Raw genomic sequence first — 21,295 nt, forward strand, 5'->3', positions numbered from 1 at the left:
TCCTTACGCTGCGATGAACTCGTTCCACTTGCGGACCATGTACTGGTTCTCGTCCATGACGGCGTTCCAGCAGGCCACGGCGCCCATGCGGTCGTAGAACGAGCCGCCGTCGCGCACCGCGCCCACGTCTTCCATCTGCACGCCCTGCGGGTTGACGATCGGCGCGGTGGCTTCCTTGCCCTCGAACCAGTAGCCCCACTCGTTCTCGGACATGAAGTCCTTGGAGGTTTCCGGAACCGCCGAGTAATAGCCCTGGCGCATCAGGAAGCCGCCGACCCAGCCGGACAGGTACCAGTTGATGTATTCGTAGGCCGCGTCGAGCGCAGCGCCGGACAGGTTGGCGTTCAGGCCGATGCCGCCGCCCCACGAGCGATAGCCCTCTTCTAGCGGCTGGTAGACGCAGGGGATGCCCTGGCTGCGCACGGCGGTGATCGCGGGCGACCACATCGACTGAATCACCACTTCGCCCGACGCCATCAGGTTCACCGACTCGTCGAAGGTCTTCCAGAAGGCGCGGAACTGGCCGGCCTTCTTGGCTTCGGTGAAGATCGCGATGGTCTTGTCGATCTCCTCGCGGGTCATGTTGCCCTTGTCGCCATACTGGATCTCGCCCATCGACTCGCAGACCATGGCCATGTCCATGATGCCGATCGAGGAAATGTCGAGGATCGAGGCCTTGCCCTTGAACTCGGGGTTCAGCAACTCGGACCAGTTGTTGATCGGCCGGCCGATCAGGTCAGGGCGGATGCCCAGCGTGTCGGCGTTGTAGATCGTCGGGATAAGCGTCATCCAGCCGGATTCGTTGTTCACGAACTCGCGGCCGTCCACGCCCTCGACGAAGCCCACCGAATGCGGCGCGGTGCCCTGCGCGATGGTGCTTTCCGGCGTCAGCTTGCCGTCGCGGAAGATGCCGACGATCTTGTCGTAGTTGGCGATGCGGCTGGTATCCATCGCCTGGAGGTTGCCGATCGGCCAGACTTTCTTGCAGATCCAGTATTCGATGTCGGCGATGTCGAAGGAATTGGGCTGGGTCGCCACGCGCTGCGCGACAGCGTCCGAGTCGAGCGCCGTGATTTCCAGCGTGATGCCAAGGTCTTCCTTGGCCTTGGCCGCGATCTCGTTGAAGGCCGAGACGCCGGTGCCAGCCTGGCGCAGCACGATCTCGTTCTGAGCCCAGAGCATCGGTGCGCCGAGCGTCGACGCGCCCGCAGCGGTCACGCTGGCCGCAGCGCCCTTGAGCAGCGTGCGGCGGCTCAGGCCGTTGCGCTTGGTGAATTTCGTCATGTCCGTCTCCTTGTATTGGGCGCGGTTTTTTCGGTGCGCCGTTTCCCTGCTGGTCTTTCCTCGATCTACTGGGCGAGCGGGTGCAGATCCCGTTCGTGCCAGTTGATCCGAACCTGCGAGCCCTGTTCGAGGGGCTTCGCAAAGAACTCTTCCTCCGGCACCATTGCGTTGATCGCCGTGTCGCCGGGGCCGACAAGGCCGAGCGAGACATGTGTGCCAAGATATTCCACCGAGGCCACGGCGGTCTCGAGCCCGCCATCCGCCCCCGGAGCGATCTGCACCCGGTCAGAGCGCAGCGCAAAGCGCTTGCCGTTCAGCGCGATCACGTTGTGACCGCCGATGAAACGGGCCACGAACTCGGTCTTGGGTGCGTTGAACACCTCGCGCGCGGGGCCGGCCTGTTCGATGACCGCGTTGTTCATCACCACGACCTCGTCTGCCAGCGCCAGCGCCTCGTCCTGGCCGTGGGTGACATGAACGAACGTGATTCCAAGCTCTTGCTGGAGTTTCTTCAACTCGCTGCGCATGCGGATGCGCAGGAACGGGTCCAGCGCCGACAGCGGCTCGTCCAGCAGCAGCACCTCGGGGCCAGTAATCAGCGCGCGCGCCAGTGCGGCGCGCTGCTGCTGGCCGCCGGACAGCTGCGCGGGAACCCGGTCGGCCAGCGTGTCAAGCCCCACCAGTTCCAGCAGTTCGCGCGCCTTCTTGTGACGGGTCGCCTTGTCGATGCCCTTCATCTTCTGGCTGAACGCAACGTTGTCGAGCACCGTCATGTGCGGGAACAGCGCGTAGCTCTGGAACATCATCGCCGTGCCGCGCCTGGCCGGTGGCATCTGCGAGATGTCGGTATTGCCCAGCAGGATCGCGCCCTCGCTGACGCTTTCATGCCCGGCGATCATCCGCAGGGTCGACGACTTGCCGCAGCCCGACGGACCCAGCAGACAGACATAGCTGCCGTGGTGAAACAGGTGATTGATCGCGTTCACGGCAACGGTCGTGCCGTAGCGCTTGGTCACCGAAACAAGCTCCAGATCGAGTTTAGACCGCATGGCGTCCCCTCTGCCTCCCGCTCCCGCAACACGTCGGGCATCCACCGTTCACAGACAATCTGACCGACCGACCTACAACCTCCACAATACGGCGGATGGTGAAAAAGTCGGCATTTTATTTCTCGCTTGCTCAAAGACTAATCTAATAATTGCGCAACGCCAGTCCAGCTTGTCGTTGTCTTGCGAGATTCGACGCCTGATGCTCGGTCTGGCGCCACGACTGACCCTGCCGGCCCGCCACGAGGGCGGCACTGGCGACTCGGGGTCACCGACACAGCAAGCGCGACAGGCGCGATCTGAGAGGGGAAGCGGGGATGAAAACCATTGGTGTCGACGTGGGCGGAACCTTTACCGATCTCGTCTATTGCGACCTCGCCACCCACAAGGTGGCGATCCACAAGGTCGCGACCACGCCGGACGATCCGTCCGAGGGCGTGATGCTGGGTGTAACGGAACTTTGCGCCCAGGTCGGCGTGCCCCTGTCCGGGATAGAGCACGTCTTTCACGGCACCACCACGGCGACCAACGCGGTGCTGGAGAACGCGGGTGCGCGCGCCGGCCTGATCACCAACGAGGGGTTCCGCGACGTGCTGCATATCGGGCGTCACCAGCGCCCGCAGCATTACTCGATCCGGCAAGAGATCCCGTGGCAGGATCGCCCCCTGATCGCCCGCCGCTTTCGCAAGACGGTGGGCGGGCGGCTGGTGCCGCCGGACGGATCGGAGCTGGAGCCGCTGGACGAGGCGGACGTGCGCCGCGCTGCGCAGGAGCTGAAGGCGGCGGGCGTCGATTCGGTCGCCATCTGCTTTCTGTTCTCCTACCTGAACCCGGCGCATGAACTGCGCGCCAAGGAGATCGTCGAGGAGGTCATGCCCGAGGCTTTCGTCACCGCCTCGTCGCTGATCTCGCCGCAGTTCCGCGAGTTCGAACGGTTCACCACCGCCGCACTCGCCGCCTTCGTCGGCCCCAAGGTGCGCCGTTACATCGGCGGGCTGGAGGGCGCGCTGCGCCGCGCGGGCGTGCCCGGAGACCTGCGGATCATGGCGTCGAACGGCGGCGTCGCGACACCCGCGATGGTGCGCGAGCGCCCTGCCCTGACGCTTCAATCCGGCCTTGCGGCCGGCGTGCTTGGCGGTGGCTGGGTTGGCGCGCAATGCGGGCGCGACCGGCTCATCACCTTCGACATCGGCGGCACCTCGGCGGATATCGGCATCGTCGTGGACGGCACATATGCCGAGACCGACGCGCGCTCGACCTCGATCGCCGGTTTCCCGCTGCTGATGCCGATGCTCGACATCCACACGATCGGCGCGGGCGGCGGATCGATTGCGCATGTGGACCGGGGCGGCGCCTTTCGCGTCGGCCCGCAAAGCGCGGGCGCGGTGCCCGGGCCGGCCGCCTATGGCAAGGGCGGCACGGCGCCCACGGTGACGGATGCCAACCTCGTGTTGGGTCGGCTCGAGGCGCAGGACTTTCTCGGCGGCGCAATGGCGCTGGACGCCGAGGCCGCCGAAACCGTCATCGCGCGCCTGGCCGAAACGCTGGGCCTGCCGAGGCTTGAGGCCGCCGAGGGCGTGCTGACCATCCTCAACGCCAACATGGCCAATGCGATCCGCTCGCGCACGGTGCAGAAAGGCATCGACCCGCGCGGCTTTGCCCTTGTCGCGATGGGCGGCGCGGGGCCGCTGCACGGGGCCGAAGTGGCGCGGATGCTGTCCATCCCCGAGGTCATCGTGCCGCCGCATCCCGGCATCACCTCGGCCATGGGCCTGCTGACCACCGACCTGAAATACGACGCGATCAAGACGCAGTTCCAGGTCTCCAGCAAGGTCGACATGGCGCGCATCGCCGCCGATCTCGACGCCATGCGGAACGACCTCTCCGAACGGTTCGACGCCGACCACGTGCCGCCCGAGACGCGCAGTTTCGCCCGCATGGGCGACCTCCGCTATGTCGGACAAGGCTATGAGTTGCGCGTGCCGATCCCCGACGGGCCCATCGACACCGCCGCGATGGACGAGGTCTGGGAGGCGTTCCACGCCGCCCATGCCCGCGAATACGGCCACGCCTTCCGCGACAACCCGATCGAGATCGTCAACCTGCGCCTCGTCGGCACCGGCACGCTGGACAAGATCGAGCACATGGGCGCCACCGCCTCGGGCAGCGTCGAGGGCGCGCTGCTGCGCCGCAAGCCCTGCGTCTTCCGCACCGAAGGCGGGCTGGAAACGCTTGAGACCGCCGTCTACCGCCGCGACGCGCTGCCCGCCGGTGCGCGCCTGACTGGCCCCGCCATCATCCTGCAAAAGGACAGCACCACCGTCGTGCCGCCCGGCGCCACGGCCGAGGTCCATCCCTCGGGCAGCCTGATCCTCAGCCTTGGAGACATCGCATGACCCGTGCCCAGACCATCACCGCACAACGCGTCGATCCGGTCACCGCCGCCGTGATTCAGGGCGGGCTGGAGACCATTGCCATCGAGATGGGGCACAAGCTGATGCGCATGTCCTATTCCTCGATCATCCGCGAGTCCGAGGATTTCGGCGCAGCGCTGACCGACGCCACGGGTCGGCAGATGTGCGAATGCAAGATGTCGACCCCGCTGCAATCAGGGCCGATCCCCGGTTATGTGCGCAACATCCTCGAAGTGACGGCACGGCGCGGCGACCAGATCCGCCCTGGCGACGTCATCATGCACAATGACCCCTATGGCGGGGCCAGCCACGGGCCGGACGTGGCCTTTGCCGTGCCGGTCTTCCTGGATGACACGCTGATCGGCTTCTCGGTCACGACGGCGCATCACCTGGATATCGGCGCGCTGTCTCCCGGGTCCTGCGGCATCGTGGACGCGGTCGACACATATGCCGAAGGGTTGCAGTTCAAGGCCATCAAGGTCGTGGATCGCGGCGTGCGCAACGAGGCCGTCTGGCAGATCCTGCGCGCCAACATCCGTGCCGAGGAAATGGTCGTCGGCGACATGGAGGCCCAGATCGAGGCCGCCCGGATCGGCGCCGAACGCTTTCTGGCGCTGGTCGGTCAATACGGGCTGCCAACCGTGATGGACGCGTTCGAGGACCTGCTGGATTACTCAGAGCGCCTGATGCGCGACGCGATCCGCGCCCTGCCCGATGGCGCCTACACCGCCACCACGCATATCGACGGCTATCTCGACGATCCCGACCCGGCGCGCCGCGACCTGCCCATCGTGGCGACGATCCGGGTGCATGGCGATAGCCTGACCGTCGATCTGACCGGCACCGCACCGCAGGTCTCGGACAAGCCGATCAACATGCCGCTGGTCGGCACGGTGGATTGCGCGGTCTGGCTGACGATCCGCTCGATCCTGCTGGACAGCGCGCTTTATGGCGACATCCCGCAGAACACCGGGCTGACGCGGCCGATCGAAATCGTCGCGCCCGAGGGCTGCCTTGCCAACCCGATCTTCCCGGCGCCGGTCATTGCCCGCTTCTGCCCCGGAAACCAGCTGGCCGACACAGTGATGAAGGCGCTGAGCCAGGCGGTGCCGGGCCAGGTCTCGGCCGGGATCGGCAACCTTCGCGTCGTGGCCGTGTCCGGCCTCAGCAAGGGCCAGCACTGGGTCCACATGGAGATCATGGAGGGCGCATACGGCGGGCGTCAGGGCATGGACGGGATGGACGCAGTCGACACGCTTTATGCCAACACCCGCAACAACCCGGTCGAGGATATCGAAAGCCACATCCCCCTGCGCGTCGAATGCTATGAGCTGCGCGAGGACGCGATGCCCGCCGGGAAATGGCGCGGCGGGATCGGCACGCGCCGCATTTTCCGCTTTCTCGACGATGCCGGCATCTCGATCGAGGGCGAAGGGCACAAATACGCGCCCTGGGGCTTTGACGGCGGGGCCGAGGGCCGGGTCGCGGCCCTGACGCTGGAGGCCGGCGACGGCACGCGCCGCAGCCTGCCGTCGAAGCTGCCCTATCACAAGGTGCGCGCGGGCGATCGCCTGGTGGCCGAGGGGCCCTGTGGCGGCGGCTACGGCAACCCGCTGGAGCGTGACGCGCAAGAGGTGCTGGACGACGTTCTGGACGAGTTGATCGGGACGGACAGCGCCCTGCGCGACTTTGGCGTGGTGATCCGCGATGGCGCGCTGGACCTCGCGGGAACCGAGGCCGAGCGGGCGCGCCGCGCGGGCGGCTGACGCCGGGCGCTGCGCATCGGATGGGCGCCGCCCGGTTCCACGACCGGGCGGGGTTTCAGCCGATCCGCAGCAGCAGCTTGCCCGCCACGCGGCGCGAAGCCAGCGCGTCATACATCGCAAGGACGTCGTCCATCTCGAACACCGCCTCGACCGGCACCTGGATCGTGCCCGAGCGGATGCCGCCCAGCACCTCTTCGACGCCCTGCGCCCAGGACGGTGCCCTGTAATCCAGGTGGCCAAGGTGCATCCGGGTAAAGGTCAGCGACTTGCGCACCAGCCGTTCCCAGAGCGAGTCATAGGGCTTGCCCTCGGCCTCGCCGTAGCTGACCACGTGTCCCAGCGGCCGGATCGCGTCAAAGCTGCGGTCGAGGATCGAGGCACCGGTGGAATCGATCACCTTGTCGACGCCCCTGCCCTGTGTCGCCTCCAGCGCGACGCTGACGAAATCGGCCTCGGCCCGGTTGACCACGATATCGGCGCCGAATTCCAGCGCGCGCGCCTCCTTGCCGCTGGTGCCCACGGTGCCGATCACCGTCGCACCCGCCGCCTTGGCCAGTTGCGTCAGGAACAACCCAACGCCGCCGCCGATGGCATGGATCAGCAGCACGTCGCCCGGCGCGGTGCTGCTGACCCCGTGCAACAGGTTCCACGCCGTCAGGCCCTGGATGTAGAACGCCGCCCCGGTCTCGAACGACACGTCGTCCGGCAACTGGATCACCCGTTCGACCGGCACTGCGCAGAACTCGGCGAAGCCCCCCGCATCCTCGCTGAAGGCGGCGATGCGGTCGCCGACGGCCAGCCCCGTCACGCCCGGCCCCAGCGCCGCGACCGTCCCCGCCATCTCAAGCCCGGCGACCAGCGGATAGCCCTTGGGATGCGGGTAGATGCCGGTGCGCATCATGACATCCGCATAGTTCAGCCCCGCCACCGCGACCCGGAGCAGAACCTGACCCGGCCCCGGTTCGGGCACCGCGATGTCCCGGATCAGAACCGACTCGGGGCGCCCGTCGGGCTTGTCCAACACGACCGCTTTCATCTCTGCCACTCCCTGCGCTTGTCATTCCTTCCTGCGAGAAGACCGTCAACCGCGCCACTTGGAAAGCCTTATCGCATGAACCGGCGGCGCGACCGCCGTGCAATGCGCTCCAAGAGCCAATCCTTCGGCAGTTGCAGAAGTGCGCGCAGCCCGCGCGTCGGGTGTTGGTCCCCTTTGAAACCCCGCAGGAATCTTCGGCCTTGCCCTGCCGTTGACGCGTCCCCGGTGGCCCAGGACCACATCGGCTTCTACAGCACGCTTTTTGTCTGCCATACCGGCGACGCGGCGGATATCGTGCCGACGTCGTCCGACGGCTGGAACCGGGGCACATTTCCCTGTCCCGGGCGCAAGAAGAAGGGCGGCCAATGCCGCCCTTTTCGCTTTTTCGCTTTCGACCGGCTTTTCCCGATGACGGAACTGTTCCGCATCCGTTGGACCGTTTCCGGGACGATCTGAACCACTCTCTGTCCCGGCCAGTCGGCTTCGGTCGTGTGGACATGGCCCGTGGCGGGCAGGTGTCCGCCATGGGCGGCGTGCGGCCGCTGGTGGGTGCAGAAACCGACCCAGCGGCAGAGGGCGCGCCCCGCCTATACCAGCGTGATGTCGTCCAACAGCCCGGCATTCGAGGTCACGCCGAGGAAGGTGATGCTGTTGCCGGCACCGAAGTCGAGCACCAGCACGCCCGAGGACGTGTCCGAGATGCCGTCGAGGTGCGTTTGCGTCAGCGGACCGCCCCAGAGATTCGTATCGATCCGAAGCGCGTCGGTGTCCACGGCGTAGTCCGTTAGCGTGTCGTTGTCGATCGCCGCGGCAAAGACGAAGGTGTCGGCCCCCTGCCCGCCACTGGCCTCGTCATCGCCGCCGCCGAGATTCACCGTATCGTTGCCGTTGCCGCCAAAGACCGTATCGTGGGCGTTCGCATTGGACTGGGTGTTGTCCCAGAAGATGTCGCTGCCATCGCCAAGATAGACCAGATCGCGCCCGTTTCCGCCCCAGACGGTATCGTTGCCGGCGCCACCAAAGATCGTGTCAAAGCCATCGCCACCGCCAAGCCGGTCGTCACCGACGCCGCCGACCATCGAGTCGTTGCCGGCTTCGCCGAACAGCACCTCGTTGCCGCCGCCGCCATTCAGCGTGTCGTTGCCCGTGCCGCCGAACACCGTGTCATGGGCATGCACGTTCGATTGTCCGTTGTCCCAGAACACGTCGTTGCCATCCAGCAGGCGGACCTGGTCCCGGCCATTGCCGCCCCAGACCGTGTCGTTGCCGGCGCCGCCAAAGATCGTGTCGTAGGAATCCCCGCCGCCGATCAGGTCGTCGCCGTCACCGCCGAACAACAGGTCGTTTCCGACGTCGCCGTTCATGCTGTCATTGCCTTCGCGACCGTCCAGCGTGTCGTTCCCGGCCCCGCCGAACAGCGTGTCGTCCCCGGCAAGTCCGATCAACGTATCGTTGCCGTTGTTGCCGGACAGAAGGTTCGCGCCGTCATCCCCGGTCAGCCTGTCGTCGAGCGCCCCCCCGATGACATTCTCGATTCCGTTTTCGGAAATGTACCCGACGCCGACCGCATCCGGGTCGCCGCCCGGCGCGCCGACGTTCTGCCAGATTCCGCCCCCGTCGAGCGTGAAGGTCACGGTCGTGCCAAGGCCGCCGAAATCGACCGTATCGATGCCGCTGCTGCCCGAAAGGCGGGTGCCGAAAGTCGGGTCCGAGGCGGCGGTGAACCGGATCAGGTCATCGCCGCTCCCCGTGTCGATCAGCGAGGGACGCCCGGCCGCGACATTGACGGTGTCGCTGTCGTCGCCGGTCTCGATCGAACGGGCCCAGGAGGTGCCGTTCATGTTGACCGTGTCCATACCGCTGCCGGTCCTGATCGCCCCGGCGCCGTCCTCGATGTTGAGCACGTCGTCGCCATCGCTCGCGTGGATGAAATCGACGAATCCCTGCGCAGTCAGCGTATCGTTCCCACGGCCCAGGCCCACGCTGTGGCCTCCGCCAAGCAGGAGCACGTTGTCGGCGCCATCATCCGTGCGGACCGCGTAGACGAAGCTGCCGCTGGCGCTTTCGACCGTGTCGTCGCCGCCGCTGGTCCGGACAAACCCGGCCCCGCCAGTGCCGACACGCACGATATCGGCGTCGTCAAACGCCGTGATGATGTCCGTAAACTGATCCCCGGTCGTCACATCGTTGTTGCCGGACCCTGCCCGGATGACGTCGATCCGCCCCGTCGAAACCGAGATCGTGTCGTCGCCTTCATAGGTTTCGAGATTGTTGATCTGACCACCAATGACAGTGACCGTGTTGGCACCGTTGCCAAGGGTCGCGGTCGCGATCCGTCCGCCGCTGACGTCAAGCGTGTCGTCCCCCCCGTAGGCAAGGAGTTGTTCCACCTTTCCGTCGATCAGGTCGAAACGATTGTCACCGCTTCCCAGTTGCGCCGACTGCAAGTTGAAATCGGCATTGTCCAGGGTCACGGTATCGTTGTCGCTGTAGGCAACCACGGTATTGAGGTACTGGTCCGAGGTGATCGTCAGTTCGTTGTTTCCATCTCCAAGGTCGAGCGTGTTTCCCCGGGCCTGACCAGTCATCGAGACTTCGTCGTCGTTGCCACCGAGGGTCGCCGCATTGAATCGCCCTGCGACCGCCAGGTTGTCGACACCGCCCGAGGTGCCGATCGTGCGCACCTCGGCGCCATCGGCGATGGTGATCGTGTTCGTTCCGCTGTAGGACGTGAAATTGCCATGAAACCCGCCGGTGAAATCCACCGTGTTCGTGCCGTTCCCCAGCACCACCGAATCTGATCCGCCTGAGCCAAGGGTCAGATTGTGGGTAGAATTCGTTCCGCGCAGGCTCTCCACGTGGCCGGTGCCGGAATCGATGTTGAAGGTGCCTGCGCCATACAGTTTGACCATGCGCAGATCGCCCGATCCGCCATTGACGGTCGTCGTTTCGCCGGCGTCGGTGCCCAGTTCCAGGTGGTTGAAGGTTGTCCGGTTCACGTTGATCGTGTCGCCGCCCGCTTCCCAGGCAAAGAGCGAGTCCACGCGGCTGTCCGCCCCGGTCGATCCGTTGAACGTGTCGGCACCGTTGTCCAGATAGACCGACCCGATCAGACCGTTGTCGCCCAGCGTCAGCGTGTCGTTGCCGTTGCCCATATAGAGGCTGTCGACACGCCCGGCATTTCCGATCGTGGTGACGTCGGCGCCATTGTCCATCCGGGCCGCATATACCCGCCCATTGTCGGCGACGTTCAGCGTATTGTCACCACCCGACAGGTCGACATACTCCAAGCGTCCGGTGCGGGTCGTCACGCTGTCGTTGCCGTTTTCAAGGTCAATGGCTCGAGTCGAATTCTGGCCCAACGTCAGGGTCACATTCGAACTCGCAAGGTCGCCGCTCTGGCGGATGAACTTCACATCGACATACGGCAGGTCAATGACGAAATTGCCGTCGCCCAACCGGAGAGTATCGATGTCCCGTTCGATGCCGTCATCCGCCTCGGTGATCGTCACATCAATCCCGTTCAACGAGCCGACAAGCATCGTCTCGATTCGCCATGGGCCATCGCTGAGAGTCAGGTCAAGACTGTTGGGCCCGACTTCGTCGGTGAAGATGTTCACGAACTCTTGGTAATTGTTGCCACCTGACCAGTCGTAGGTCCGGCCCAGGATCGTGACGGGTGTGACTCCGTCGAGGATGTGGGATTCATTTACGGCCATTGTTGCTCTCCAATTGAAATTTTCGGATAAATACGAACTGACTGTGTCAGACATCGAAACAATAACACGAATCGGCTTTCCCGCCAAAACGCGGGTCGGCGCAGATGCCCGCCGGGCATGCGCGCCGAGAATCCTGAAACCCTATCGCCGAGTGAATCCAATGCTGTGCCGCACCGGCCCCGCACGAACGTGCGTCGTCGGAGGCCATGACGGCGGTTCCCGGATGCTGATCTGGTGGTGGTGCCCAAGGTGGGACTCGAACCCACACGCCTTGCGGCGGGGGATTTTGAATCCCCTGCGTCTACCGTTCCGCCACTTGGGCACGCATTCCGTCTAGCGCGAGGCAGCAAAGGCGTAAAGAGGGATTGCACCGTCGGCGCAGGCATGGTCTTTGCCCTGCGCAACAAACCCGGAGTGCCCATGCTGCGCCGTCTCTACGACTGGACCATGGCCAAGGCCGACCACCCCCGCGCGCTATGGATCCTCGCGGCGGTGGCCTTCATCGAGTCCTCGGTCTTTCCGATTCCGCCCGACGTGCTGATGATCCCGATGATCCTGGCCGCGCCGCATCGCGCCTGGCTGATCGCGGCGGTGGCGACGGTGTCCTCGGTGCTTGGGGGGATGCTGGGCTATGGAATCGGCTTCTTCTTCTACGAGAGCCTCGGCCAGCCGATCCTCGAGGCGCTGGGCAAGGGCGACGCCATGGCCGCCTTCAACGAGCAGTTCAATGGCGTGGGCTTCTGGGCAGTGCTGACGGCGGGCGTCACGCCCTTTCCGTACAAGGTCATCACCATCATGTCGGGCTGGACGGCGATGCCGCTGGCCACCTTTGTCGTGACCTCGATCATCGCGCGGGCGCTGCGCTTTTTCGTGGTGGCGGCATTGCTGCGCAGCTTTGGCGCACCCATTCGTGATTTCATCGAGAAGCGCCTTGGTCTGGTCTTCACCGTTTTCGTCGTTCTATTGATCGGGGGCTTCTTTCTGGTGAAATACCTGTGACACGCCAACGCCTGATGATCCTCGCCGCCGCCGGGTCGGCCGCCATGCTGCTGGCCGCCTTCGGGTTCCAGTATCTGGCTGATATGCCGCCCTGCAAGTTGTGCTACTGGCAGCGCTATGGCCATGGCGGCGCGGTGATCGCCGGGTTGCTGGCGCTGGTCGTGCCGGTGGCGCTGGTGGCGGTGCTTGGCGCGACCTCGGCGCTGGCCTCGGCCGGGATCGGCGCCTATCACGCGGGTGTGGAACAAGGCTGGTGGCAGGGTCCGACCACCTGCACCTCGGGCTCGATCGAGGGGCTGTCGGCGGACGAATTGCTGAACCAGATCATGGCCGCGCCGCTGGTTCGCTGCGACGAGATCCCCTGGCAGATGCTGGGCTTGTCCATGGCGGGTTGGAACGCGGTGGTGTCGCTGGGCCTTGCGCTGGTCTGGATCGCGGCGCTGCGGGCGCGCCGGGCCTGATCGTCAGAGACTCTTGCCGCCCCAGGCATCGACATGCTCCTGCACCGGCACGCTGGCACGGTTCAGCAGCGACTGGATCTCTGCCTCGTCGTCGGAGGGATGATGCGCCGGCCCCTTGCCGCTGATCCAGGCCAAGCCGATCAGCGCCGCCAGAACGGCCGCGCGGCACAGGTTGAAATCGCGATACAGGACGTTGTGGGCCATCTCGAATGCCTCCTACACGGAACGCTGCCAAGGTAACGCCGCGCCGCCCTCGCACGCAATTCACGTTGCCGCGCGGGATTGTTGCAGGCCAGTCGCCCGGTCGCCGAACAGGGCCGGCAGAAAGCCGCGCAAGATTTGCAAAGATTCTTGGCTTCGTCCGACATTTTTTCCGCAAACGCGGTTGACGCTCCCGGCCGTCGCTCATAAGGTCGCCGCGCATTCACGGAGCGGCGAAATGATCGACCTTCTGGTAATCGTAGGGACATGGCGCATGGGCCGGTGACGGAACCCCTTCAAGGACCCCATGCGCCCCCGATCCAGAACCGGGGGCTTTTTTATGCGCGGACGACGGAATGACACGAGCAATGTGTCCAGATCGGAGATGAGAACATGGCACAGACGATGACCGGTGCGAAAATGGTGGTTCAGGCGCTGAAGGATCAGGGTGTGGACACGGTATTCGGCTACCCGGGCGGTGCCGTGCTGCCGATCTATGACGAGCTGTTCCAGCAGGAGCATATCCGGCATTACCTGGTCCGGCACGAGCAGGCGGCGGTCCACGCCGCCGAGGGCTATGCCCGCTCGACCGGCAAGCCCGGTGTCGTTCTGGTCACCTCGGGACCCGGCGCGACGAACGCAGTGACCGGCCTGACCGACGCGCTGATGGATTCGATTCCGATCGTCGTCCTGACCGGCCAGGTGCCGACCTTCATGATCGGATCGGACGCCTTTCAGGAGGCGGACACGGTCGGCATCACCCGGCCCTGCACCAAGCACAACTGGCTGGTCAAGGACACTGACCGACTGTCGGCCACCATCCACGAGGCCTTCCATGTCGCCACCTCGGGCCGTCCCGGCCCGGTTCTGGTCGACATCCCGAAGGACGTGCAGTTCGCCAGCGCCATATATCAGCCCAAGCCCAAGACCATCGCACGCCATTATGCGCCGCAGGTGAAGGGCGACATGGCCCAGATCGAGGCGCTGGTCGCCGCGATGGAAAAGGCCGAACGCCCGGTCTTTTATACCGGCGGCGGCGTCATCAACTCGGGCCCGGCGGCAAGCCAGCTGTTGCGCGAGTTCGTCGAGGCGACCGGCTTTCCCATCACCTCGACGCTGATGGGTCTGGGTGCCTACCCCGCCTCGGGCAAGCACTGGCTGGGGATGCTGGGAATGCACGGCCTTTACGAGGCCAACCTCGCGATGCATGGCTGTGACCTGATGATCAACATCGGCGCGCGCTTCGACGACCGGATCACCGGGCGGCTGGATGCGTTCAGCCCGAAGTCGAAAAAGGCGCATGTCGACATCGACCCGTCCTCGATCAACAAGGTGATCAAGACCGATATCCCGATCATCGGCGACGTCGCCCACGTGCTGGAGGACGCGCTGAACCTGTGGAAATCGCGCGGCCGCCGGGTGAACACCGACGGCCTCGCCAAGTGGTGGCGCCAGATCGACGAATGGCGCAAGGTCGACTGCCTCAAGTTCAAGGCGTCCGAGAGCACCATCAAGCCGCAGCATGCCGTTGCCCGGCTCGAGGCGCTGACCAAGGGGCGCGACCGCTACATCTGCACCGAGGTCGGCCAGCACCAGATGTGGGCGGCGCAATACCTGGGCTTCGAAGACCCGAACCGCTGGATGACCTCCGGTGGCCTCGGCACGATGGGTTACGGTTTCCCGGCGTCGATCGGCGTTCAGGTGGCGCACCCGGATGCGCTGGTCATCAACGTGGCGGGCGAGGCATCCTGGCTGATGAACATGCAGGAAATGGGCACCGCGATCCAGTATCGCCTGCCGGTCAAGCAGTTCATCCTGAACAACGAGCGCCTCGGCATGGTGCGCCAGTGGCAGCAGCTGCTGCATGGCGAACGCTATTCGCATTCCTGGTCCGAGGCCCTGCCCGATTTCGTCAAGCTCGCCGAGGCGTTTGGCGCCAAGGGCATCTTTTGCTCGGATCCGAAGGACCTCGACGACGCGATCATGGAGATGATCGAGCATGATGGGCCGGTGATCATGGATTGCCTTGTCGAGAAGCACGAGAACTGCTTCCCGATGATCCCCTCGGGCGAGCCGCACAACAAGATGCTGCTGTCCGACGCCAAGGCGACCAACGCCATCGCCGGCAAGGGCGCCGTGCTGGTGTGATGCGGTTTCGGGCGGGCGCGGCCCGCCCGACCCACCGACCGGGGGCTCTGCCCCCAGCCCCAAGAGGTATTTGAGGCCCAAGGAACCCAAGGGCCGTTTGGAAGGAAGACCGGATGTCGCCACTGCATATCAAGAAGGGCTCGTCCAAGCACTCTGCCTACAACCTGCGGCCGTCGTTCTCCGACGTGCAGGAGCGTCACACGCTGGCGGTGCTGGTAGAGAACGAGCCCGGCGTCCTGGCCCGCGTGATCGGGCTGTTCTCGGGGCGCGGCTACAATATCGAAAGCCTGACCGTGGCCGAGGTCGACCACGAGGGCCACCTCAGCCGGATCACCATCGTCACTACCGGCACGCCGCAGGTGATCGAGCAGATCAAGGCGCAGCTGGGGCGGATCGTGCCGGTGCACGAGGTCCACGACCTGACCGTCGAGGGCGCCAGCGTCGAGCGCGAACTGGCGCTGGTCAAGGTGTCGGGCAAGGGCGACAAGCGGGTCGAGGCGCTGCGGCTGGCGGACATCTTTCGCGCCCATGTGGTGGATTCGACGCTGGAAAGCTTCGTCTTCCAGATCACCGGCACCCCGGAGAAGATCGACGCCTTTGCCGACCTGATGCGCCCGCTGGGCCTGATCGAACTGGCGCGCACCGGCGTCGCGGCACTGTCGCGAGGCTCCTGAGCGGGACGGACCGCCGGTGAAACGAAAACGGGCGCCCTCGGGCGCCCGCGTCGTTTCCGGCCGGTTGCCCTGAGGGGGTCAGGGACGGCGGAACGGGATCACCGTGGATTCAGGTTGCGGCGCATGGCGCGGCTGGTCGACCTTGAGCCGCGTGGGCAGTTCCGGTGCGAACCCGGAGCTGACACGACGCAAGTTGCGGGCCCGGCGACATTCGCTTTCTTCCCTGAGATCGAACTGGATCAGGTCGCCCGCATCGATTGCGCCCCCGTCATGCAGGCTGCATTCGGGGTCGTAGTAATAGGCAAGGTTTCCGTGATCCTCGCACCAGATCACTGCCTTGTTATCGCTTTTGTCTGCCCAAAGAACAACGCCGTACATGTGTTCGCCCATTCTGCGCAAATCTTCGTATTGCAATGCGATTTTGAAACAAAAAACCGGTCACAAACATGGTTTTCCCAGCGTCGGCGGCTTGATTTTTGTGTCGTCAGTCGGCAAGTCTGGTGCTGTAGAGCATCAGGTGTGACGCCAAGTGGCGTCAGCGCCTTTCGAGTATGTGACGGTCTGGTCAGTGACGACGGTTTTCCGGCAATATCGAGCGACACGCGAGGCACAAATGCCGACAAACGGCCGCAAGACGGCAAAGCGCCGACCAAGCCCCGCAGAATTGCGGAGCATGCTTGGTGCCAACCTGCGTCGGCTCTCACGCCAGGCGACCTCCATCTCGGCCCTGTGCCGCGACCTGGGGATCAACCGGACACAATACAACCGCTATCTTGCCGGAGAGAGCTTTCCGCGGCCGGACGTGCTGCACCGAATCTGCGATCATTTCGGCGTCGATGCGCGAATCCTGCTGGAACCGGTCGAGAACATCGGCCAGTCGGGCAACGACCTGCTGCGGCACGAGGCGGTGGCCGATTTCCTGGGACGCTCCGTCGAGCCGCTGACCGAAAAGGAGTTCCCCTCGGGGTTCTTCCGCTTCGTGCGGCGCAGCTTCATGGACGAGGCGCGCTTCGTCCAGGGCCTGATCTACGTGTTCCGGCGCGACGACCAGACCTTTCTTCGCGGCTTCGAGGCGAAGGAGGCGATGTCAAGCCAAGGGCTGGAGGCAACGCCGCCACATCGCGAGTTCCGCGGCGTGGTGATGCGGCAGGAAGAAGGCGTGGCGGCTCTGGTCAGCCGTCGCGGCACGGTCACGGCCTCTTTCAACTTCCTCGCCCATATTCCCAGTTTCGAGAACAATTACTGGGTGGGCTACGTCACGCGCCCGGTGCGCGAGAACGTGGCTGGCCGCCGGATCGAGCGGCTGATCTACGAGTATCTCGGCCGCGACACCCACAAGGTGCTGAGCGCAGCGCGGGCACAGGGCTTTTGCACGGCGTCCCAACTGGTGCCCTATCACCGGCAGTTGCTGGACCTGGACAAGCCGCTCACCTGAGGCGGATCGGGGGCGGCGTGGCCCTGACGGACGGACCGCCCCCGCAAGTGCCCGTCTATTTCTGGATGCCTTCCAGGAAATAGGCGATCGAAAGCACCTTGCCCCGGCTGTAGAGCACGTCGCCATACAGGGTGCCAGAGCCGCTTTCGGACATGAACAACGCGCCGTAGACCGGCATCGGGCCGCCATGCGACCGCACCCCCGTGCGTCCATCGATGACGTGGATCACGTCCAGCATCGGGAACTCGCCGTCATTCTTGGCCGACAGCCCGGTCAGGTCTGGCACCACGGCGGTCATCATCTCGGCCAGCGGACCGGCGCCGGTGCCGTCGGCACCGTGGCAGGTAGCGCAATACTGGTCGTAATACTGCCTGCCGTGGTCCGCGTCCTGGGCCAGGACCGCACTGGCGGCCACAAGCGCACCGGCCAGCGTCAGGGTTGCCGTCTTCATCATCTCATCCTCCCATGCGATCACAGTCACGCCGCCGCCGGGGATGCGATCGCATCCACGGATGAACGACACTCACATGGTACAGTCCGAATGCTTTCGGACCTTGATGCAGATCAGGCGGGCACGACCGCCTGCGCACCTTGTTCCGCCGGGCCGTAGGCCAGCATGGCGTAGAGGTGCCAGGTCGCGTGGCCGAAAAGCGGCAGCGTGACGAACAGGCCCAGGAACCCCGGCAGCATCGACAGCAGCGTGATCGAGGCGATGAACCCGGCCCAGAGGAACATCGGCACGGCATTGGCCTGCACATACTGGAACGAGGTGATCATGGCGGTTACGAAATCGATCTCGCGGTCCAGCAGCATCGGCAGCGACAGCACTGTGATCATGTAGAGCAGCGCGGAAAAGCCCGCCCCCACAGCCGTGCCCACCGCAAGCATCGTCAGCCCGTTGGGCGTCAGGTAGACCGCGAAGGAACTGGAGACGTTGGTCATCGTCGACAGGCCCAGGAATAGCGCAAAGATCATGTGGGCAAGGAAGAACCAGAACAGGAAAACCACGATGATGATCGCGCTGATCGAGGGCAGTTGACGCTTGGATTGCCGCCCGATCACGCTGACGATCTGCATCCAGTCCAGCGGTCGCCCCTGCTGGATCCGGCGCGACACATCGTAGAAGCCCACGCCGGCAAAAGGCGCGATCAGCGGAAAGCCGATGGCGGCGAAGACCAGCCAGTAGGTCTGGCCGGTGATCCAGGTGATCCAGACCATGATCCAGCCGCCCAGCACGTAGACGCCCGCGAACAGCAGGGCAAAGCCGGGTGCCCGGCGCAGGTCGGCCCAGCCCCGGCGGATCGCCTCGCGCAGCAGGGCCGCGTCGACGCTTGCCAAGTCCGGCACGCCGGGTTTCGGTGTATCGGGCATCCGCTCTCCTCCTCGCGATGGCCCGCGCGTTTCCCAAGGTCAAGTAAAGCGCGGGCCTCACGAGGGCGTCAAGCGGCGTCAGACGAAAAGGAAATCGTCGGCCGTCAGGATCAGACCGGAGTTGCTGTTGGACTCGAAGCGGATCTCGCCGCCATCGTAGCGGACGAAATGATAAGGCAGCGCGAACTCGCCGCCGACGCTCGCGTCGTTGATCGTCAGATCGGCAAACCCGCCCGTGTGACCCTCGATCACCATGACGTCGCTGCCCTGCTGGAAATCGTCGATGTAATCGACGTCACCGGTATTGGCCGTGAACAGGAACTGGTCACGTCCAGCACCACCAACCAGTGTGTCGCGGTCCGCTCCGCCCTCGAGCACGTCATCCCCGGCACCGCCCAGCAGGCTGTCCGACCCGGCGCCGCCACGCAGCGTGTCATCATCGTTGACGCCGCGCAGAACATCGTCGCCCGCGCCGCCCTCGAGCAGGTCGAACCCGTCGCCGCCCCAGACAATGTCGTTGCTCTGTTGGCCTTTCAGGGTGTCGTCGCCATTGCCGCCAAAGATCGTGTCCTCGCCCCAGCTGCCCTCGATCACATCGTCATCAGCGCCACCCAGCAGCGAATCCGCGTCGCCACCACCGAAGATCATGTCACTGCCGCCGCCGCCCAGGATCGTGTCGACGCCCGAACCGCCGTCAATCAGGTCATCGCCGGTGCCGCCGACGATCGAATCGTCGTCGTCTCCACCATGCACCGTGTCGTTGCCCTCGGCCCCCTTCAGAACGTCACCGCCCGCTTCGCCACGGATCAGATCCTCGCCATTGCCGCCAAGGACGAAATCGTCGCCCTCGCCGCCATCGAGAACATCATTGCCGTCGCCGCCATACAGTTCGTCATCGTCGTTTCCGCCAAAGAGAATGTCCTCATCGGCGCCGCCAAAGATCGTGTCCACGCCGTCGCCCCCGAACAGCAGGTCTGTGCCGGAGTCACCCTGGATCGAGTCGTCACCATCGCCGCCACCCAACTTGTCCGCACCGGACCGGCCCAGAAGCGTGTCCATCCCCTGACCGCCATAGACCACAAGCCCGTCGCTGCTGTCGGACAGGTGCGACAGGGAATCGTTGCCGTCGCCCATCCAGAGGATGCCCAGGTCGGTTCCGTCCAGAACCACGGAATCGTCACCGCCGCGCAGACCAAGCGCCAGGATCGCGCCGCCCAACGCATTCACGACGTCGCTGCCATCCCCCAATCGGATGGTGCCTGCGCCAAGCGCGCCGGTGGTCAGCGTCGTCGCCTGGTATCCATGCATGTCGATTGCTTCGACATAGCCAAGGACGGCATCGATGGTGTTGTCGATCGGCGGTGTCGGCTCCGGGCCGCTCAGGTCCGGCGTCGATGCCTGCGACTGGATCGCCCCGATCCCGCCCGCGCCCACCGTGATCGTCGCCGCGACATCGCGCAGCGTCAGGTCGGCCAAATTCTGGTCCGCCGTCGTCAGTGTCAGCGTGCCGTCGCTCAGCTCGGCGTTGCGCAGCCGCGCCGTGTCGCCGATGGAAATGTCGAACGCGCCGCCGGACAGGAACAGCGTATCGAGGCGCGACGAGCCAACCATGTCGATCGTCGCATCGGCATCGACATGGCGCAGCATGTCCATCCGCGCGTTGCCGTACAATTCGATGGCCAGCGCGCCGCCATTCTCACCACCCGCGCTGCGCAGGAACTCGAGCCGCGCGGAACCGCCGAGGTCGATGGTGCTGTCGGTGTCCGCGACCCGCAGTTCCGCCATGCGCGAGGCATCGCGCATTTCAAGCAGCATGCTGCCGCCAAAGCTGGCCGCGAAGAAGACGATGCCGGCGTTTTCAATCCGGATGTAGTCGTCGCCGCCGTTCATCACGGCCAGCCCGACACCGCCGTTCAAGACCTGAACGGTGTCATTCCCGTCATCCCCTGTGAACGCGTTGACGCTGCCGCCGTCGACCAGGACATAGTTGCTGGACCCAGACGCGTTGATCGAATTCACGTCGCCGTTCACCGCGATCGCGGCGGGCCCCGTCACATCGATCAGACCCACATTGCCCGATCCGGTGATGATCGTGTTGGAGATCGAGCCAAAGGCGCCAAGATAGCGGACCTCGGAGGCGCCGAGCGTGATGTTGCTGGTCGTACCGCCCCCCATGATGAACGGGATCGTGCCGCCGCCGGAAAGGTCGACATTGAAGGTGGTGGCCAAACCGCCGTTCAGCCGCTCGATCATGCCGCTGCCGCTTCCAGTTACCGACGCCGTGCCGCTGGTGACGAAGGTCAGCCCCCCCACCGTCCAGCCGCCACCTGTCATCGAGACGGCTTCCGCATTCAGGACCAGGTCCCCGATGTATCCGCTTCCACCCCAGGAAATCGGAAAGCCCACATTGTTCAAAACGTCGGTGCTGCCATCCAGTGTCGCCATGCGCCAAATTCCTCTTTCGGTCCGATCCAATCGAGGTTTCTTGGCATAGAGGCCCGGTCACGAAAACATCCCGGGCGGAAAATCGATTAATGACGTTGGGTAAACATCGCTTTCGTGGCGGGCATCGACTCGGCCTGCCGACGCTGTTGGCCGCGCGTTTCCGCCGCCAGAAAAGGCAATGGCCGGGACCGTGACAAGAGCGGCGTCATGCAGCGATTTCGTGTGCCGGCGTTGATCGACTCTGTCCACTGTGGCACCGTGCGGTATCGCGCCGCCTGGGTCCGCGACCTTCATGA

General features: G+C 65.0%; 17 protein-coding genes and 1 tRNA gene. 8 read left to right on the forward strand and 10 right to left on the reverse strand.

Annotated features, from left to right (window positions below):
* Positions 1–3: 3 nt before the first annotated feature.
* Together KB874_RS01040 and KB874_RS01045 are read right to left on the reverse strand one after the other, a co-directional pair.
* Positions 4–1,284, reverse strand: coding sequence for an ABC transporter substrate-binding protein (locus KB874_RS01040; RefSeq protein ID WP_212534678.1), 1,281 nt, complete (start codon positions 1,282–1,284; stop codon positions 4–6).
* Positions 1,285–1,349: 65 nt separating this feature from the next.
* The gene (locus tag KB874_RS01045) at positions 1,350–2,333 is read right to left on the reverse strand and encodes an ABC transporter ATP-binding protein (protein WP_212534679.1); all 984 of its coding nucleotides are present in this window, start codon (positions 2,331–2,333) and stop codon (positions 1,350–1,352) included.
* A gap of 314 nt (positions 2,334–2,647) precedes the next feature.
* On the opposite strand from KB874_RS01045, the gene KB874_RS01050 reads away from it, so the two are divergent.
* Together KB874_RS01050 and KB874_RS01055 are read left to right on the forward strand one after the other, a co-directional pair.
* The gene (locus KB874_RS01050; RefSeq protein ID WP_212534680.1) at positions 2,648–4,726 is read left to right on the forward strand and encodes a hydantoinase/oxoprolinase family protein; all 2,079 of its coding nucleotides are present in this window, start codon (positions 2,648–2,650) and stop codon (positions 4,724–4,726) included.
* Positions 4,723–6,510, forward strand: coding sequence for a hydantoinase B/oxoprolinase family protein (locus KB874_RS01055; RefSeq protein WP_212534681.1), 1,788 nt, complete (start codon positions 4,723–4,725; stop codon positions 6,508–6,510). The genes KB874_RS01050 and KB874_RS01055 overlap by 4 nt, the downstream gene beginning before the upstream one ends.
* 55 nt (positions 6,511–6,565) lie before the next feature.
* On the opposite strand, the gene KB874_RS01060 is transcribed toward KB874_RS01055, so the two are convergent.
* Positions 6,566–7,546, reverse strand: a complete 981-nt coding sequence (locus KB874_RS01060; RefSeq protein WP_212534682.1) for a zinc-binding dehydrogenase — start codon at positions 7,544–7,546, stop codon at positions 6,566–6,568.
* A 225-nt stretch (positions 7,547–7,771) separates the two neighbouring features.
* On the opposite strand from KB874_RS01060, the gene KB874_RS01065 reads away from it, so the two are divergent.
* Positions 7,772–8,002 carry a hypothetical protein gene (locus KB874_RS01065; RefSeq protein ID WP_212534683.1) on the forward strand — a complete coding sequence of 77 codons (231 nt, stop codon included), beginning with the start codon at positions 7,772–7,774 and terminating at the stop codon, positions 8,000–8,002.
* A gap of 131 nt (positions 8,003–8,133) precedes the next feature.
* Here the strand turns inward: KB874_RS01065 and KB874_RS01070 are convergent, their stop codons facing one another.
* Positions 8,134–11,265 carry a beta strand repeat-containing protein gene (locus tag KB874_RS01070; RefSeq protein ID WP_212534684.1) on the reverse strand — a complete coding sequence of 1,044 codons (3,132 nt, stop codon included), beginning with the start codon at positions 11,263–11,265 and terminating at the stop codon, positions 8,134–8,136.
* A 238-nt stretch (positions 11,266–11,503) separates the two neighbouring features.
* Positions 11,504–11,587, reverse strand: a tRNA-Leu gene (locus KB874_RS01075).
* Positions 11,588–11,685: 98 nt separating this feature from the next.
* On the opposite strand from KB874_RS01075, the gene KB874_RS01080 reads away from it, so the two are divergent.
* Positions 11,686–12,264, forward strand: coding sequence for a YqaA family protein (locus tag KB874_RS01080; protein ID WP_212534685.1), 579 nt, complete (start codon positions 11,686–11,688; stop codon positions 12,262–12,264).
* A complete protein-coding gene (locus KB874_RS01085; RefSeq protein WP_212534686.1) occupies positions 12,261–12,725 on the forward strand; it encodes a disulfide bond formation protein B in 465 nt (154 codons plus the stop codon). The genes KB874_RS01080 and KB874_RS01085 overlap by 4 nt, the downstream gene beginning before the upstream one ends.
* Positions 12,726–12,728: 3 nt before the next feature.
* On the opposite strand, the gene KB874_RS01090 is transcribed toward KB874_RS01085, so the two are convergent.
* A complete protein-coding gene (locus KB874_RS01090) occupies positions 12,729–12,929 on the reverse strand; it encodes a hypothetical protein (protein ID WP_212534687.1) in 201 nt (66 codons plus the stop codon).
* Positions 12,930–13,319: 390 nt separating this feature from the next.
* On the opposite strand from KB874_RS01090, the gene KB874_RS01095 reads away from it, so the two are divergent.
* Positions 13,320–15,074, forward strand: a complete 1,755-nt coding sequence (locus KB874_RS01095; RefSeq protein ID WP_212534688.1) for an acetolactate synthase 3 large subunit — start codon at positions 13,320–13,322, stop codon at positions 15,072–15,074.
* 113 nt (positions 15,075–15,187) lie between these two features.
* Positions 15,188–15,748 carry an acetolactate synthase small subunit gene (gene ilvN / locus KB874_RS01100; protein ID WP_212534689.1) on the forward strand — a complete coding sequence of 187 codons (561 nt, stop codon included), beginning with the start codon at positions 15,188–15,190 and terminating at the stop codon, positions 15,746–15,748.
* Positions 15,749–15,826: 78 nt separating this feature from the next.
* Here ilvN and KB874_RS01105 read toward each other — a convergent pair whose 3' ends face one another.
* The gene (locus KB874_RS01105; protein ID WP_212534690.1) at positions 15,827–16,138 is read right to left on the reverse strand and encodes a hypothetical protein; all 312 of its coding nucleotides are present in this window, start codon (positions 16,136–16,138) and stop codon (positions 15,827–15,829) included.
* Between the two features lie 283 nt (positions 16,139–16,421).
* Between KB874_RS01105 and KB874_RS01110 the strand changes: the two genes are divergently transcribed.
* Positions 16,422–17,183, forward strand: coding sequence for a helix-turn-helix domain-containing protein (locus tag KB874_RS01110; RefSeq protein ID WP_212534691.1), 762 nt, complete (start codon positions 16,422–16,424; stop codon positions 17,181–17,183).
* Between the two features lie 55 nt (positions 17,184–17,238).
* Here the strand turns inward: KB874_RS01110 and KB874_RS01115 are convergent, their stop codons facing one another.
* The 3 genes from KB874_RS01115 to KB874_RS01125 all read right to left on the reverse strand — a co-directional run bounded on the left by KB874_RS01115 (position 17,239) and on the right by KB874_RS01125 (position 20,999).
* Complete coding sequence (locus KB874_RS01115) at positions 17,239–17,634, reverse strand: c-type cytochrome (protein ID WP_212534692.1); 396 nt, start codon at positions 17,632–17,634, stop codon at positions 17,239–17,241.
* A 113-nt stretch (positions 17,635–17,747) separates the two neighbouring features.
* The gene (locus tag KB874_RS01120; protein WP_212534693.1) at positions 17,748–18,554 is read right to left on the reverse strand and encodes a DUF2189 domain-containing protein; all 807 of its coding nucleotides are present in this window, start codon (positions 18,552–18,554) and stop codon (positions 17,748–17,750) included.
* A 78-nt stretch (positions 18,555–18,632) separates the two neighbouring features.
* Positions 18,633–20,999: a calcium-binding protein gene (locus KB874_RS01125; protein WP_212534694.1), complete on the reverse strand. Its 2,367-nt coding sequence runs from the start codon at positions 20,997–20,999 to the stop codon at positions 18,633–18,635.
* Positions 21,000–21,295 lie beyond the last annotated feature (296 nt).

Origin of the sequence: Thetidibacter halocola, assembly GCF_018224955.1 — a bacterium.
In the GTDB taxonomy this organism is placed as follows: Bacteria; Pseudomonadota; Alphaproteobacteria; order Rhodobacterales; family Rhodobacteraceae; genus Thetidibacter; species Thetidibacter halocola.

Bases quoted from the DNA above. Each gene is read 5' to 3' on its own strand.
- KB874_RS01110 (WP_212534691.1), top strand. From the start codon at position 16,422: ATGCTTGGTGCCAACCTGCGTCGGCTCTCACGCCAGGCGACCTCCATC.
- KB874_RS01080 (WP_212534685.1), top strand. From the start codon at position 11,686: ATGCTGCGCCGTCTCTACGACTGGACCATGGCCAAGGCCGACCACCCC.
- KB874_RS01120 (WP_212534693.1), bottom strand. From the start codon at position 18,554: ATGCCCGATACACCGAAACCCGGCGTGCCGGACTTGGCAAGCGTCGAC.
- KB874_RS01090 (WP_212534687.1), bottom strand. From the start codon at position 12,929: ATGGCCCACAACGTCCTGTATCGCGATTTCAACCTGTGCCGCGCGGCC.
- KB874_RS01070 (WP_212534684.1), bottom strand. From the start codon at position 11,265: ATGGCCGTAAATGAATCCCACATCCTCGACGGAGTCACACCCGTCACG.
- KB874_RS01045 (WP_212534679.1), bottom strand. From the start codon at position 2,333: ATGCGGTCTAAACTCGATCTGGAGCTTGTTTCGGTGACCAAGCGCTAC.
- KB874_RS01115 (WP_212534692.1), bottom strand. From the start codon at position 17,634: ATGAAGACGGCAACCCTGACGCTGGCCGGTGCGCTTGTGGCCGCCAGT.
- ilvN (WP_212534689.1), top strand. From the start codon at position 15,188: ATGTCGCCACTGCATATCAAGAAGGGCTCGTCCAAGCACTCTGCCTAC.
- KB874_RS01055 (WP_212534681.1), top strand. From the start codon at position 4,723: ATGACCCGTGCCCAGACCATCACCGCACAACGCGTCGATCCGGTCACC.
- KB874_RS01060 (WP_212534682.1), bottom strand. From the start codon at position 7,546: ATGAAAGCGGTCGTGTTGGACAAGCCCGACGGGCGCCCCGAGTCGGTT.
- KB874_RS01105 (WP_212534690.1), bottom strand. From the start codon at position 16,138: ATGGGCGAACACATGTACGGCGTTGTTCTTTGGGCAGACAAAAGCGAT.
- KB874_RS01125 (WP_212534694.1), bottom strand. From the start codon at position 20,999: ATGGCGACACTGGATGGCAGCACCGACGTTTTGAACAATGTGGGCTTT.
- KB874_RS01040 (WP_212534678.1), bottom strand. From the start codon at position 1,284: ATGACGAAATTCACCAAGCGCAACGGCCTGAGCCGCCGCACGCTGCTC.
- KB874_RS01095 (WP_212534688.1), top strand. From the start codon at position 13,320: ATGGCACAGACGATGACCGGTGCGAAAATGGTGGTTCAGGCGCTGAAG.
- KB874_RS01050 (WP_212534680.1), top strand. From the start codon at position 2,648: ATGAAAACCATTGGTGTCGACGTGGGCGGAACCTTTACCGATCTCGTC.